The 15,596-nt window shown below is 31.1% G+C and carries 17 protein-coding genes; 14 read left to right on the top strand and 3 right to left on the bottom strand.

Annotated features, from left to right (window positions below):
• Positions 1 to 4: 4 nt before the first annotated feature.
• From DQN46_RS00705 to DQN46_RS08535, 8 genes are all read left to right on the top strand, one after another.
• Entirely contained in the window at positions 5 to 2,776 is a 2,772-nt protein-coding gene (locus DQN46_RS00705; protein WP_111742661.1) for a DUF927 domain-containing protein, read from the top strand.
• 56 nt (positions 2,777 to 2,832) lie between these two features.
• Positions 2,833 to 3,033: a DUF3173 family protein gene (locus DQN46_RS00700; protein WP_111742660.1), complete on the top strand. Its 201-nt coding sequence runs from the start codon at positions 2,833 to 2,835 to the stop codon at positions 3,031 to 3,033.
• On the top strand, positions 3,033 to 4,289 hold the full coding sequence (locus tag DQN46_RS00695) for a tyrosine-type recombinase/integrase (RefSeq protein WP_111742659.1): 1,257 nt from the start codon (positions 3,033 to 3,035) through the stop codon (positions 4,287 to 4,289). Before DQN46_RS00700 ends, DQN46_RS00695 begins: the two co-directional genes overlap by 1 nt.
• Complete coding sequence (locus DQN46_RS08820) at positions 4,273 to 4,401, top strand: hypothetical protein (RefSeq protein ID WP_263433192.1); 129 nt, start codon at positions 4,273 to 4,275, stop codon at positions 4,399 to 4,401. The genes DQN46_RS00695 and DQN46_RS08820 overlap by 17 nt, the downstream gene beginning before the upstream one ends.
• 56 nt (positions 4,402 to 4,457) lie before the next feature.
• A complete protein-coding gene (locus tag DQN46_RS00685) occupies positions 4,458 to 4,841 on the top strand; it encodes a DUF4368 domain-containing protein (RefSeq protein WP_455331841.1) in 384 nt (127 codons plus the stop codon).
• A 140-nt stretch (positions 4,842 to 4,981) separates the two neighbouring features.
• On the top strand, positions 4,982 to 5,389 hold the full coding sequence (locus tag DQN46_RS00680) for an SRPBCC family protein (protein ID WP_009218602.1): 408 nt from the start codon (positions 4,982 to 4,984) through the stop codon (positions 5,387 to 5,389).
• 12 nt (positions 5,390 to 5,401) lie between these two features.
• A complete protein-coding gene (locus DQN46_RS00675) occupies positions 5,402 to 5,845 on the top strand; it encodes a MarR family winged helix-turn-helix transcriptional regulator (RefSeq protein ID WP_036740430.1) in 444 nt (147 codons plus the stop codon).
• A gap of 188 nt (positions 5,846 to 6,033) precedes the next feature.
• Positions 6,034 to 6,189, top strand: a complete 156-nt coding sequence (locus DQN46_RS08535) for a hypothetical protein (protein WP_170120620.1) — start codon at positions 6,034 to 6,036, stop codon at positions 6,187 to 6,189.
• 413 nt (positions 6,190 to 6,602) lie between these two features.
• On the opposite strand, the gene DQN46_RS08700 is transcribed toward DQN46_RS08535, so the two are convergent.
• Complete coding sequence (locus DQN46_RS08700; RefSeq protein WP_081450717.1) at positions 6,603 to 6,707, bottom strand: putative holin-like toxin; 105 nt, start codon at positions 6,705 to 6,707, stop codon at positions 6,603 to 6,605.
• 856 nt (positions 6,708 to 7,563) lie between these two features.
• Here DQN46_RS08700 and DQN46_RS00670 point away from each other — a divergent pair.
• From DQN46_RS00670 to DQN46_RS00650, 6 genes are all read left to right on the top strand, one after another.
• Positions 7,564 to 7,803: a GlsB/YeaQ/YmgE family stress response membrane protein gene (locus DQN46_RS00670; protein ID WP_003147828.1), complete on the top strand. Its 240-nt coding sequence runs from the start codon at positions 7,564 to 7,566 to the stop codon at positions 7,801 to 7,803.
• 121 nt (positions 7,804 to 7,924) lie between these two features.
• Positions 7,925 to 8,095: a hypothetical protein gene (locus tag DQN46_RS08530; RefSeq protein ID WP_170120619.1), complete on the top strand. Its 171-nt coding sequence runs from the start codon at positions 7,925 to 7,927 to the stop codon at positions 8,093 to 8,095.
• 23 nt (positions 8,096 to 8,118) lie between these two features.
• A complete protein-coding gene (locus tag DQN46_RS00665; protein ID WP_111742658.1) occupies positions 8,119 to 8,322 on the top strand; it encodes a CsbD family protein in 204 nt (67 codons plus the stop codon).
• 23 nt (positions 8,323 to 8,345) lie between these two features.
• On the top strand, positions 8,346 to 8,549 hold the full coding sequence (locus tag DQN46_RS00660; RefSeq protein WP_111742657.1) for a CsbD family protein: 204 nt from the start codon (positions 8,346 to 8,348) through the stop codon (positions 8,547 to 8,549).
• A 156-nt stretch (positions 8,550 to 8,705) separates the two neighbouring features.
• Positions 8,706 to 9,083 (top strand): TetR/AcrR family transcriptional regulator, encoded by a 378-nt coding sequence (locus DQN46_RS00655; RefSeq protein ID WP_111742656.1) that lies wholly within the window; start codon positions 8,706 to 8,708, stop codon positions 9,081 to 9,083.
• A gap of 51 nt (positions 9,084 to 9,134) precedes the next feature.
• Positions 9,135 to 9,629 carry a hypothetical protein gene (locus DQN46_RS00650; RefSeq protein ID WP_111742655.1) on the top strand — a complete coding sequence of 165 codons (495 nt, stop codon included), beginning with the start codon at positions 9,135 to 9,137 and terminating at the stop codon, positions 9,627 to 9,629.
• Between the two features lie 106 nt (positions 9,630 to 9,735).
• Here DQN46_RS00650 and DQN46_RS00645 read toward each other — a convergent pair whose 3' ends face one another.
• Positions 9,736 to 12,861 (bottom strand): Spy0128 family protein, encoded by a 3,126-nt coding sequence (locus tag DQN46_RS00645; RefSeq protein WP_111742654.1) that lies wholly within the window; start codon positions 12,859 to 12,861, stop codon positions 9,736 to 9,738.
• Between the two features lie 436 nt (positions 12,862 to 13,297).
• Positions 13,298 to 15,421 (bottom strand): Spy0128 family protein, encoded by a 2,124-nt coding sequence (locus DQN46_RS00640; RefSeq protein WP_111742653.1) that lies wholly within the window; start codon positions 15,419 to 15,421, stop codon positions 13,298 to 13,300.
• Positions 15,422 to 15,596 lie beyond the last annotated feature (175 nt).

Genomic DNA, 15,596 nt, shown 5'->3' with positions numbered 1-15,596 from the left:
TTCAATGAAAAAACATATTTTAAAACAAAATGAAATCAAAAAAACTCTAAGCACTTTAAATAATCATGGAGTAGAAAAAATTAACATTCGTAGCATTGGAAAGGAACAAATTAAGAATGATATTTTCCTTACTTCTGAGATAGACGAAATTATAAACTATATTGAAGGGTTAGATAATAACTCAAATATCTACACTACTTTTAACTACTTTGACACAGTTGAAAAAAATACTATATCTGATAAGGATATAAAAAGTATAAAATTCATATTGTTGGACATTGACCCTGAACGCCATCCAGGAACGGTTTCTACTAATGAACAAAAAGAAGAAGCAAAAAAAGTTTTTTATAATTGCTTGAAATTTTTAGAAGAAAACGGGGTTAAGTATCACTATACTTTTGATTCTGGTAACGGATATCACGCATTAATTCCTGTAAGTATTGATGCTAATAAAGTTAATCAAGATACTATAAAAAAATTACTTTATTTATTAGATGATAAATTTTCAACTGAAAAAGCTCATGTTGATAAAGGTGTTCACAATCCAGCACGTATTACTAGATTTTACGGAACACTTAATACGAAAGGTATTGAAACTACCCCAGAAGAATGTCGTTATTCTAAATTCTTAGAAGATAACTCTAATAGAAAAGTTAATGATTTCAAAATGATAGAAAATATGGTAAACAGTTATTCAAAAAAAGAAAATATTGAATATGAAAAAATGACAAAAAATGTACCGTATTTGCTAGTGGATAAACCTAAAGAGTGGCTTGAATCACATAATCTGCTATTTACTAAAGTTAAATATTTAGATAATGGAGAACTCTATAAATTTGAAGGCTGTCCAATGAGGGAGCATAAAAATAACGATAGGGGTCACTATTTCATCGTAAATGGAGATAAATGTTATTTTGGTTGTCATCACGAAAGCTGTGCATATCAAAATATAAATACTTTTAACGAAAAATATCCTTGTCCTGAGGAATTACTCATTACAGAAGTTATAGAAGCCTACGAGCATCCCACTCTAGACGGTATTAAAAACGGAAAGAAATATCAATTCTCCAACTATATTCTAGATCAAACAGGTGTCATAGTTGAAGATAAGGAAAAAGGTCTGTATCAAATTTCTTCTAATCCGATTTTTATTAGTAATGTTATATACAATAGAGACTTAGAAGAATTTGATTATGAAATACAGTCGCTTAGCATAGGACAGACTAAAAACACTTTTTACTTGAAAGGTAATGAGCTTAATGCCTTATGTTTACGTAACATTTTGGCGAAAAAAGGAGTAATGGTTAATAGTGAATACAAACTTCTTACCTACCTGCAACTTCAGGCTCATAAAGCTAAAATCAGCGCTATCCATAGTTATGTAGGATGGGTTAAGTATGACAAACTTGTTTATAATCTGTGTAAAAGTTATGGTGATGATAAAGAAAGCACACTCAACAAGGATAGTATTTTTAAATTATCACCCTCTGGAGACTATGAAAATGTTATAAACCTAGTAAATAACGAAATAATAGGTACTAATATGGAAATTGCGTTAGCTGTAAGCTTTTCTTCGATAGTTCTAGGTTATCTTTCTAAACATGATTTTCCTGATATTGGATCACTAATTGTCAACATCATGGGACGTAGTTCAACAGGGAAAACTACAGCCTTACATTTTATACAGAGCGTCTATGGTAATCCTACAGAAAACTTAAAGACATTTAATGCGACATCTAATGCATTACTAGGGATGTTATCTGACAATTACGGAGTAGCCACTGTCATAGATGAGCTGTCTAGTAGTACTATAAATGATATGACTTCATTAGTTTATCAAATAGCAGGAGGAAAATCCAAGCAAAGATTAAACTCTGATTCAACACTGAAAGAACAAAAGACCTTCAATACGACTATAATATGCTCATCTGAAATCGGATTTCGTTCTAGACTAAAAGATAACCCTGGACTAAGAATGAGACTAATTGAAATAGATTTAGATGAGCCTTGGACAAAAGATGCTAGTAGTTCTAATAGTATAAAAAGGTTAGCAAACGAAAACTATGGTATACTTGCTAATGAATTTATGAAAGCTTTGTTTTTACATAAGAGAGGCACTCAACTAATATTAGATCATTTTATAAAAGCAAAAGACAAGATAATTGCCTCTATTGCTAAATCAGAATATAGAGATAGAATTAGCGTTCTTTATGCAACAATTCTCGCTGGTGCAACACTCACAAAAGAGTTGTTAAATGTTCAACTTGATGAAGAAAAAATAATCCAACTATTTGTAAAGCTAGAGGAAAAAGAAATACCTAATAGAAAAGGAATTCCTGAAGACGTACATGAAAAAATAATCGAATTTATTCACAAGAACGCTACTAGGTTTTACTATGATACAACAACTGTTCGATCTTCTGGGAAAATAGGCATAATGAAAAAAGAAAACCAAGCTGTATATGCTTATATATTTACTGGTGAATTTGAGAAATTTTTACACAGAGAATTAAAAATAGAAGACGTAAAGTTAGCCATTAACAGATTAATTAATGAAGAAATTATCATTAACAAGTCTGATAGTAAAAGGAAGGCATCACGAATCTATATAGCAAACATACGAGAAAAATGTTACAAAGTTAAAGTACCAATAGAAGATTATGACTTAATTATTAATGAAATCGGACGAGATACCACCGATTTTCTAAGACCTCAGTCCCCTTCTAAGTTCGAGGACTTTGAATCAAAATCGGTTGATGATATAGATTTATCTTAAAATTATAAGGAAAGTTTATGAAGTAATAATATTAAATCAGATAAAAGGAGGTTCTTATGATTACTATAACTTACAAAGATGTTATGCATCTAGGATTCCCGAAACATACCGCTCGCTCGGTGATAAAACAAGCGAAAGTTCAGCTTGTTAATAGAGGTTACACTATTTATGAAAACAACCGCATTGGCACAGTTCCAAAAGAAATTGTTGAAGAAATACTCGGTTTGAAATTTCCTATACAGGAGGATATAGCGTAATGACAAAAACAAAATTCCCCGGAGTTTATAAAAATGAAAAAACAGGTTACTTTTTCTACAACGTGGAACTCGGTGTGGACCAGATAACTGGTAAAAGAATTCAGAAGAAAGGTAGCCGTGATTCTCACGGTTTACCTTTCAAATCAGCAAAATCTTGTAATGATGAGCTGATAAAAGTAAAAGCAAAATTTAAAGAATCTAAAGGTGGTTCTCATAACTATAATATGACCTATGAGCAATTCATGAATACAGTTTATTTGCCACACTACAAATCAACAGTAAGTGAAAATACATGGAAGAATAGAAAAACTATATTACCTATTTTTATAAATAGATTTAAAGGAAAGAAACTACGTAACATTAGTATTGCCGATTGTGAAAATTTTAGAATCTACTTATTAAATCATAGCGGATATTCTCAAGCATACTGCTCTCTATTATACGGAGCATTTAGAAAGTCTTTAGATTATGCTGTTTTTAGACAATTCCTTTCGGAAAATGTATCTAAGAAAACATCAGCCATTCCTAAAGGTAAATCTAACATCCCTTACTGGACTAAGAATGAGTTTGAGAAAGTAATTTCTACCTTTGATAAAAGTGATTATCTAGAGCACCTTCACTTCGTTATGATATGGCTATACTATGTAACTGGAATACGTGTTTCAGAAGGCTTAGCATTATATTGGTCGGATATTGATTTTACTAAAAAGACATTAAGAGTTCATCATAATCTTGATATGAAGTCCAAAAAAGAATATACACGAAGCCTAACTCTTAAAACTGAAAATAGCAAACGTATCATCTCGCTAGATGATGATACTATAAAGATATTAAAGGAGTGGAAAAGGCGGCAACAAAAATTAGTAAATAGCCATTTTATAATGAGTTATGATGGCACACCTTTACATAGATGTATTGTTGGTAGAATAATTAATAAACGTTCTAATTTAGCTGATGTTCACAAAATTCAAGCTAAAGGACTTAGACACAGTCATGCTAGCTATTTAATTAACGAGCATAATGCAGATATACTAGTAATATCTAAAAGATTAGGTCACTCTAGTCCAGAGATAACACTAAAACATTACTCTCATCTTTGGGGTAATAATGATAGAAGTATCGCTGATATGATAACTGGAAATATAAAAATCAAGTTTAACACAACTAACTCGAATACAAAGTTTATTGGAAGAGAAAATAGCATTATCGGGATTGAACAAACAGGATTATATGATTCAAATGAGCCTAAATCATAGAGTTGAGGTATTCGGAAATATAAGAGTATTTGACGAACTACAAACAAAACTGGCAATGCTTGAAGAGTATTTCGAAAATGTTAATTTGGACTGCGATATTGATGAAAAATAAGCTTGAGCTTTTGGCATATATTCTGGAAATGTTTGAAACGGTGAATAGAAATAAAAATGACTCTACCTACAGCAATAGATAGAGCCAAAAAGTTTATCCGGTTGATTGAACGCTATGATAACTTTGATGAACTGACACCAACCATCATCAACGAGTTTGTAGAAAAAATCTTAGTCCACGAACGAGATCGAAAAGGCAGTCAAACCGCCAATCAGAAAGTCGAAATCTACTTCAACTTTATCGGGGACTATGAAGCGCCGAAAGAAGAATTATCCGAAGAAGAAATACAAAAATTAAAGGAGGAGGAAAAAGAACGGGAAAGAAAAGACAGGCTTCATCAAAACTACCTCAAGCGTAAAGCAAACGGCAAGGAAAAAGAATATGAGGACAGATATAAGGCAAGAAGAGAGGAGAAAAAACAGGAAAAGCTAAAAGTTTGAAAAGAACAGGGATACCGGTAAGCGAATATGAAAAGGTTGAGAAAAATTATTCTGTCATTTAGCTACAAGTAAAAACCTTGTTGACAAATATTATAAAATAATTTATAATAAGTATACATATAATAAAAGGAGGAAGTACTATGGAATTTAGTTTTAGTTTGAAAATCAAAGCGGCAAAAGAAGATGTGTGGGAATACTATGCAAATATTGAAAAATGGTATGACTGGGAAAAAGATTTAAAAAATATTACATTAAAAGAGGGATTTAAGACAGGTTCATATGGAACTATGGAACTTGAAGGAATGCCCCCTATGGAATATCAGCTTACTCTTGTAAAACCTTTTGAAGAATTTTGGGATAAAACAGAAACTCCGTTTGGAGATATTCTTTTTGGTCATCAAATAATTGATAATAATGACGGAAGCGTAAATATAAAACATATTGTAGCTTTAGACAGTGAAGACAAGCAGCATTTGGAATTTTTGAGCCAAGTTTTTTCCGATGTTCCTCATTCTATATTCATTCTGAAAAATTGCTTGGAAAGATAAGGTGATTGCTGTTTGTTTACATCAAAATATAAAAATAATTCAGAAAAATCAACAGGATTGTTATTCATGAGGGTGTACAATAAATGGCATCTTATGATAAAACAGGAGTTAAAGAAAATGAATTTGACACACCCTCAATTTGTTGTTTTAGCTTCTCTTGCATATCTATCGCAAAATGGAAATGAAGTTACACAGGTTATGATTTCAAAACTCTCAGGGATAGATGTTATGACCGTATCTCAAATATTGAGTTTATTGGAAAAACATAACTTTGTGAAAAGAAAAGAACATTCAAGGGATACAAGAGCAAAAGCTGTTACTTTGAATAAAAAGGGAGAAGAAATATTACAAAAAGCTGTTCCGCTAATTGAGCAAATTGATGAATTTTTTTTTGGAAAGTTAGATAACGATGAAGAACAATTTAAACATTTTCTCGTTAGCCTAAATGAAGAATAAGAAATATTATTTATAATTTACGGAGATGTCAAAATTGCCATCTCCATTATTATATTTGAAACTCAAAAAATAAAACATAGATATAAAACAGAAAATTATTCAAGAGGATTTTTTACGTCAAAGTGTAGAAGTCCTCCTTTTTTATTCTCAAAAGCAAAAACAGAGAGCAGAAAAAGGAGGATTACACAATGGATAAAAAGGATTACTACCTTTATGTCAAAGGAAAAGAGGTTAAGGTCAGTGAAGAAATCTATAAAACCTACTGGAAGATAACCGAGCATGAAAAATATCTTCAGAGAAAGTTTAAAAAATATGCTTGCAAAAAATCGGATAAACAGAAATAAACTAGATAATAAGGCTAAATCAGATAACAAAAACCTTGATTTTATGCCATTTATAAAAAACAATATCAATGGACATATCGAGTGGGAATAAACGGTGTAACTTAGAATTATTAGGAGTATAACAACGACATAATTCTTAGATACAGCGTATGCAACAAGAACTTTAATCTTAACGAACAAAGTGAGGAAAAGATTATTAGTTCTAACTGCTCATACATCAAAGTATCTATACTAAAAACTAGTTTAATCTCCACCAAAAATTATTGGTGGGGTCTTTTTATTAAAATCTTTGATTTTTTTCCTTATCTATGCTAAAATATAAATATAAAAAAGAGAGAGCCGTTTTAAAGACGGTGGCTCGAATATGTAATTATTAAATAACTATCTTACCCTAAGCCAAAGCGTAAAGATGGTTATTTTTTATTGTCTTTTTTCAATGCTACAATACATGCACTAACTACTGAAACAATCAATAGATTTATTCCAATAATCGTCTGTACAATTTCGTAAGCTGACAACTCGCTACTCCTTTCGTCCAGATTTTAGTGTATGCGAGCATAGCACCATCCCCTTTCGTATTGAAGTAGCCACCATCTTTATCGCCGTATTGTTACGACTAACTTCTCTCTCCAGTTTTGATTATATCAAATTAAATTATCATAATCAACTATTTATAAATACTAATATATCAACACTTTTTACTAAATAATTATACTTTTTATACCCTGCCATTTCCCCTGCCAAAACAAAAAAAATTAGTTTCAAAACACTATAATATCAATAGTTAAGATTATATTTTGTTACATTTGAGTGGGAATAATGCGGTGTAACTTAGAATTATTAGGAGTATAACGACGACATAATTCTTAGATACAGCGTATGCAACAAGAACTTTAATCTTAACGAGCAACGCGAGGAAAAGATTATTAGTTCTAACTGCTAACATAGTGAGATATATAAAACTCCTAATTTATAAGGGGTTTTATTTTAGTTATAACTAAAAAGGTAACTTAACCTAAGAAACCCTATTTTAATAGTATTTATAAAGTTATATATAGACTAAAAACAATAAAAAACACTTTGGATTGTCTCCAAAGTGACCCCAAAAGCCCACCGAAATTGTCGGTGGACTTTTTTATAAATAATCTACAAATTAAATATACTTAATGATTTTATTTATAAAGGATCTTAAAAAAACTCGACTGTAATTTTAAAAATTTGTTGTATATAAAGACTAAATATTTTTTGCGAGCGTTTTCTTTGACTTTGAACATTTATTGATATACAGTAATAGTAGATAGATATTTACTTATTATGTCTAATTCTAACGACTAAGATAATAAATGTCTAAATAAACGGGAAAGGAGTAAAAATATGATTTGGTCAATTATTGTAGGAGGGTTTATAGGTTTTATTGCAGGAGGGATTACTAAAAAAGGTGGAGCAATGGGTATCATTGCAAACATCATTGCAGGATTAGTAGGTTCTTCTGTGGGACAAGCACTATTTGGTTCATGGGGACCTAAGTTAGCTGGAATGGCATTAGTTCCTTCTATCCTAGGTGCAGTTATTGTTATTGCTGTTGTATCATTCTTTTTTGGTAAAAAAGAATAAATAGCCTTTTCAAAAATAGTACGATTTAAAATTAATTAAATAGGTTGGTTTAGTATATCACTAATCATACTAATTACCGTTTTTTTAAACTACTATTTTTATGTGAAAGGAGGTATTTTACATGGTGCTAACGCCAGATTCTAGTATATCGGCAGGAAAAAATAAATATTTATCTAAAGTTGATGAAAAAAAATCAGATGAAGAAATCAAAGAAATTGCCGATGAAGCGAGAGAAGCAGTAAAAAATGCTATAGAAGAAGTAAAAGAAATATTTGGTTATAACAAAGAATAACTTTTATAACAGGAGGTATTATTATGTCAATAGAAGAAAAATTAGATCAAACTAAAGGATCAGTTAAAGAAGGTGTAGGAAAATTAACTGGTGATGAAAAACTAGAAAAAGAAGGAACTGCAGAAAAAGTTACTTCAAAAGTTAAAGAGGTTATCGTAGATGCTAAAGATGCTGTAGAAGGAGCTATCGAAGGCGTTAAAAATGTAGTTAAAAAAGACGAAAAATAATTTTTATAACAGGAGGTATTGTTATGTCAATAGAAGAAAAATTAGATCAAGCTAAAGGATCAGTTAAAGAAGGTGTAGGAAAATTAACTGGTGATGAAAAACTAGAAAAAGAAGGAACTGCAGAAAAAGTTACTTCAAAAGTTAAAGAGGTTATCGTAGATGCTAAAGATGCTGTAGAAGGAGCTATCAAAGGCGTTAAAAATGTAGTTAAAAAAGACGAAGAATAATTCTTAAAATAATTTATTTACCTTCACAACTTAAAATAAGCCCTATTTATCGTATAACTATAAAAAACGTTATATTAGAATATAGGGCTTATTTATTTTTCACATTACCAAAAAGATAAGAAGAACATATATTAATAAAATTGATTCCCTTAACAAATGACACCATATCACATGGAGGAAAAAATTCCTAAAGAAGTTTTTTATAATCTCACAAAGGAAAAACAAGAAAAAATAATTTTTGTATTTAAAGAAGCGTTCGAAGCCAAGCCATTTCAAAAGGTAAACGTTAAAGAAATAGTTGAAAAAGCAGGAATAGCTAGAGGTAGCTTTTATCAATATTTTGAAAACTTGGAAGATGCCTATTTTACAATTCTTAATAAAGAAACTGTTGATATTCATAAATTATTTATGAAAATGTTTTTGTTGAAAAATAGAAATTTGTCCGAGGCTTTAATTGCTTACGGTCATAAAATCGCAGATATACTATTCGACGAAAACACCTATATGATTTATAAAAATCGATATTTATATTAGACAGATTACAGCTTTGGGAAAAATGGAGTATATTGTGCATTTTCATACAATGTGGCAACTGAAGTATTAAAATTTTTAAAAAACACTGCCGAACAATATGGTATGGGAGTTTATAATCTAGCTACTGGTGAGATTATTTGTAAAAATCTTGACATATTAAAATATAGTACCGAAAGTATAGGAGATACTTTATACGATTGGAAGACTATTGAAAATTCTATTGCTACTCTTGATAACCCAGAAAGAGGTATAATAAAAGATCAATTTACCTTTATTACCCTCTGGTTTGAAAATGATAACACAGCCTCAGAAAGTAATTATATTCAATGCATACCAAATTATGTACCAAATGGTCTTTTTGCCCGTCTATTCAATAAAGATGCATCCCATAACATTTCTGGCTACTTTTTTGAAATAGCAAAAGATGATGCACTCTACCAAACACTTGTTCAAGATAAGAACGAATTAAAAATCATTATAAAAAATTGGTGCATAGAAAGAAAAGAACCCGATATAAACACATACAAAAAAATTTTAGATTTATAAAATAAATCCGGGACATTTACCATGTCCCGGATTTTACTTAAAACTATTTATTACTATTGTAATTAACAAATAACTATTTCTATTATTTTCTCTAAATCAAAAAAGATTATCGAGCATCTTTAGTGCGATATAAGAAGATAGATAATGCTGCAAGTACAAGTCCTAAAAGGCTAGGGAATAATGGAGAATCAGTAGCCCCTGTATTTGGTAATGTTTTTTTAGGTTCTGGATCATTTGAACCATCAGGAGTTTCTGTTGCTGGTTTGTCTGGTTTGTTATATTTATTTGTAAATATCACATTATCTCCATCTCCTGTTACTTTCGCTTCAAGTTGTCCTTGTCCATTGTCAGTAACTTTTACTTTTACAGTATAAGATTTTGAATCATATGTAATTCCTTCTTCTTTTCCTGCTTTTTCTGTTACAGTGTATTCATGTTCTCCTGCTTTTGTATACTCTACATCGAAAGCAATTGATCCATCTGCTTTGTTTTTAGCTGTTCCTACTACTTCAGTTCCTTCTTTTAGTTCAAACTCATATTTGTCTGCTTCTAAATCTTTACCTTCTAATACTTTTTTAGCTTTAATAGTTGCTTTTGTTGCAGCCGCTTTATATGTATTTGTAAATGTTGGGTTATTATCTGTTACTGCTGCTTCAAGTTGTCCTTGTCCGTTGTCAGTAACTTTTACTTTTACTGTATAAGATTTTGAATCATATGTAACTCCTGCTTCATTTCCTGCTTTTTCTGTTACAGTGTATTCATGTTCTCCTACTTCTGTATATGTAATATCTTCGAAAGTAACTGTTCCGTCTGCTTTGTTTTTAGCTGTTCCTACTACTTTAGCACCCTCTTTTAGTTCAAACTCATATTTGTCTGCTTCTAAAGCTTTACCTTCTAATACTTTTTTAGCTGTAATAGTTGCTTTTGTTTCAGTTGCTTTATATATGTTTGTAAATGTTGGGTTATTTCCTGTTACTGCCGCTACTAACTTACCTTGTCCATTGTCAGTAACTTCTACTTTTACTTCACGAGGAGTTTTATCGTACGTAACCCCACCTTCTGTTCCTTCTTTCTCTGTTAGAGTATATGTATGCACTCCTACTTCTGTATATGTAATATCTTCGAAAGTAACTGTTCCGTCTGCTTTGTTTTTAGCTGTTCCTACTACTTTAGCACCCTCTTTTAGTTCAAATTCAAATTGATCATCTTTTAATGTGCTTCCGTTTAGTACTTTTGTTGCTGTAATAGTTGCTTTTGTTTCAGCTGCTTTATATGTATTTGTGAATGCTGGGTTATTTCCTGTTACTGCCGCTACTAATTTACCTTGTCCATTGTCAGTAACTTCTACTTTTACTTCGTGAGAAGTTTTATCGTACGTAACCCCACCTTCTGTTCCTTCTTTCTCTGTTAGAGTATATGTATGCACTCCTGCTTCTGTATATGTAATATCTTCGAAAGTAATTGTTCCGTCTGCTTTGTTTTTAGCTGTTCCTACTACTTTAGCACCTTCTTTTAGTTCAAATTCAAATTGATCATCTTTTAATGTGCTTCCGTTTAGTGCTTTTGTTGCTGTAATAGTTGCTTTTGTTGGTTTTGCTGTATAAACGTTTACAAAAGTTAGGTTGTCTAAACCTGTCACTGTTGCTACTAATTTACCTTCACCATTATCTTTTACATCTACTGTAACTTCATAAGCATTAGGGTCATATGCTACTCCATCATCCCCTGATCCTGCTTTTTCTGTAATAGTGTAAGTGTGTTTCCCTGCTTCTGTATATGTAATTACTGGGAATGTAATTTTTCCTGCTGCATCATTCTTAGCTGTGCTAACAAGCGCACCATTTTCTTTTAATTCGAATTCATACTTTTCTGCTTCTAGTACTTTGTTTTTCAGTACTTTTGTTCCTTCTAGTTGAACTGTTGTTTCAGCTGCTTTATAAGTATTTTTGAATTCTTTATTATCATATTTTACACTTGCCATTTTAACACCGTAAACATCTTCTACAGTAACTGTTGCGTTGATAGTTTTAGTGTCATAAGTGTATCCACCTTTTTTACCATCTACTTCTTTGATTTGGTAATTAAATGTTCCAGTACTTGAGAACTTAACAGCTGGGAATTTTACTTTTCCTTTAGCATCGTTTTTCGCTTCTTTTACAGTTCCATCTGGTGCGATTAATTGGAAAGTAAATTCATCTGCTTCTAGAGCTTTACCTTCAAGTTTTTTAGTAACTTGGAATTCAACTTCGTCTGATTTACCACCTGCTCCAATACCTTCTGTTGTAGTTAGTGGTGCAAAACCTGGTATATCAAAATTCCCTTGATCTGTTGTAGCTGTAGCATTGTTGAATGCTTTTTTAGTAGCATTATCAACAGGTGCTGTTAAACGAGTTCTATACATTACATATAAACCTTTGTTGTCTAGCGTACCACCGTTTGGTCTAATGCTAAAATGATTTGGATCTGTTACAGTTACATCCGTTTTTGCTAATAGTGGACGTGTTTCTGCTTTATTCCATTCAGTGAAATAGTATCCTGTAATATCACTAGCTAATACTTGTCCTTCTGGGATAGTATCTGCTATATTAACATTTGTAAAGTGTTTTGCATAACGGTTAATACGGATACGCCAGTCTACATAGTTAGGGTCACTTGAGTTTTGAACTCCCCATTTTGTAAATCCTGTTGGGTCATCATCTGGAACAATACGAGTTAGAGTATAGTTTCCAGCCCCAGGGAAAGTAATGTTATATGGAGTATCTAACTTAACACTATCTGCCCATACAACAGTAAATAAAGCTGTAATTTGTTTATCTTCTGGCAAGTTAGCAAAGTAGTCTTGATTTGTTACTGTAACTGTTGCCGTATTAGCTGCTTTATTTGTTGTTAATTTCGCGATTACTGTTCCATCTGCTGCTCTCAAATCAGTTGTTGAATCTTTTTCGATTTTAAACTCGTTTGGAACTTGGTAAACCATATAATCTCCATTTTGTAATACTACATCATTTGGGAAACTATATGTTGGTGATATATAGAATTTTCCTTCCCCGTATTTTGCATTATTTACAATTGGATTATTATTGATTTTCACAGTCGCTGTCATGTTATATTTATTTGCTGGTAATTCTGCTGCTTTTACGGTATTACCAGTTTTTAAAAATGGCACAAATACTGATAATACTAACAGAACTGCCATAAATACATGAACATATTTTTTTGTAATATTTTTCACTATATTATCCTCCTTAAATATTTAGGCATAAATCCTTACTTTATATTATATATATTCTTTTATAATTTTGCAAGAATTTAATTTTGATTTTCCACTTTTTTATGATATAAAAAATATATATCATTATCTTAATTATAACTTAACAAAAAACCTTATTCTTGTAGTATAAATCAACAAAGAAATTATTATTTAATTTTCAAAAAAATATCTCATTTTTTTTACTAATTTTTCTCCAATTTTCTGTTAAATAATAATTAAAAATATTTTTCATTTTAGCAACAACATTCGTCACTATTACTCTAATAATCACATATTTTTTTAAAAAGTATTATTTACCTAATAAACATAAAAAAAGAGAGAATAAGAATTCTCTCTTTTTTTATTTATCATCACTGTAAGTAGCAAATAGTTTTCTTTCTCTAGGTTAAAACCAAAATTAGTTATTATTTCTAGCGCGATATAGGAATGCAGATACTGCTATAAGCACAAGTCCTAAAAGTCCAGGTAATACTGGTGAATCAGTAGCCCCTGTTTTTGGTAATGTTCCCTTAGGATCTGGGTCATTTGAACCACCAGGAGTTTCTCCTTTTGGTTTGTAAGTATTTTTAAATATTGCTTTATCTTCAGGTCCAGTAACTTTTGCTTCAAGTTGACCACCATTGTCAGTAACTTCTACTTTTACGTCATAAGAAGCATCATCATAAGTATACCCGTCTTTTCCTTCATTTACTTCAGTCAGTTTATAATTATGAGTCCCTGCTTCTTTATATTCTATATTGAAAGTAACTGTTCCATCTGCTTTGTTTTTAGCTGTTCCTACTACTTTAGTTCCTTCTTTTACTACAAAGGTGAATTCGTTATCTTCTAAGTTTTTACCAGCTAATTCTTTTTTAGCATTGATAGTTGCTTTTGTTGGTTTTGGTGTATAAACATTTACAAAAGTTAGATTATCTAACCCTGTCACTGTTGCTACTAATTTACCTTCACCATTATCTTTTACATCTACTGTAACTTCATAAGCATTAGGATCGTATGCTACTCCATCATCCCCTGATCCTGCTTTTTCTGTAATAGTGTAAGTGTGTTTCCCTGCTTCTTTATATGTAATTGCTGGGAATGTAATTTTTCCTGCTGCATCATTCTTAGCTGTACTAACAAGCGCACCATTTTCTTTTAATTCAAATTCATACTTCTCTGCTTCTAGTACTTTATTTTTCAATACTTTTGTCGCTTCTAATTGAACTGTTGTTTCAGCTGCTTTATAAGTATTTTTGAATTCTTTATTATCATATTTTACACTTGCTGTCTTAACTCCATACACATCTGTTACTGTAACTGTTGCATTGATAGTTTTAGTATCATAAGTGTATCCACCTTTTTTACCATCTACTTCTTTGATTTGGTATTTAAATGTTCCTGTTTTTGAGAACTTAACAGCTGGGAATTTCACTTTTCCATTAGCGTCGTTTTTCGCTTCTTGTACAGTTCCATCTGGTGCAATTAATTGGAAAGTGAACGCATCTGCTTCTAGAGCTTTACCTTCAAGTTTTTTAGTTACCTCAAATACAACTTCATCTGATTTACCACCTGCTCCAATACCTTCTGTTGTAGTTAATGGTGCAAAACCTGGTACATCAAAAACACCTTGATCAGTTGTAACTTTAGCATTGTTAAATACTTTTTTAGTTGTGTTGTCAACAGGTGCTGTTAAACGTGTTTTATATAAAATATAAAGCCCTTGTCCATCTAATTTACCATTACCATTCGGATTGATTGAGAAATGATTTTGATCTGTTACAGTTACATGTGCTGCATCTAACTTAGGATGAGCTTCTGGTTTATTCCATCCAGTGAAATAGTATCCTGTAATATCACTAGCTAATACTTGTCCTTCTGGGATAGTATCTGCTATATTAACGTTTGTAAGTTGTTTTGCATAACGGTTAATACGGATACGCCAGTTTACATAGTTAGGGTCACTTGAGTCTTGAACTCCCCATTTTGTAAATCCTGTTGGATCTTCATCTGGTACAATACGAGTTAAATTGTAAACCCCAGCACCAGGAATCGTGATTTTGTATGGAGTATCTAACTTAACACTATCTGCCCATACAACAGTAAATAAAGCTGTAATTTTTTTATCTTCTGGCAAGTTAGCAAAGTAATCTTGATTTGTTACTGTGACTTTTGCCGTATTAGTTGCTTTATTTGTTGTTAATTGTGCAATTACTGTTCCATCTGCCGCTCTCAAATCAGTTGTTAAATCTTGTTCGATTTTAAACTCGTTTGGAACTTGGTAAACCATATAGTCTCCATTTTTTAGCACTACATCATCTGGGAAACTATACGTTGGTTGTAGATAAAATTTACCTTCCCCATATTTTGCATTATCAACTAATTTATTATTATTGATTGTTGGAACGGTTGTCATAGTATATTTATTTGCTGGTAATTCTGCTGCTTTTACGGTATTACCAGTTTTTAAAAATGGTACAAATACTGATAATACTAACAAAACTGCCATAAATACATGAACATATTTTTTTGTAATATTTTTCACTATATTATCCTCCTTAAATATTTAGGCATAAATCCTTACTTTATATTATATATATTCTTTTATAATTTTGCAAGAGTTTGCTTTTTATAATACAGCTTTAACCTATAAATTGCTTTAATATTAAGCATATATAGAAATAATTAACACTCTTTATTTTCCAAAAATATATTGAATT

This window comes from Gemella morbillorum, assembly GCF_900476045.1.
In the GTDB taxonomy this organism is placed as follows: domain Bacteria; phylum Bacillota; class Bacilli; order Staphylococcales; family Gemellaceae; genus Gemella; species Gemella morbillorum.
The sequence above is the reverse complement of the archived record's forward strand: the minus strand, read 5'-3'. Positions and strand labels throughout refer to the sequence as shown.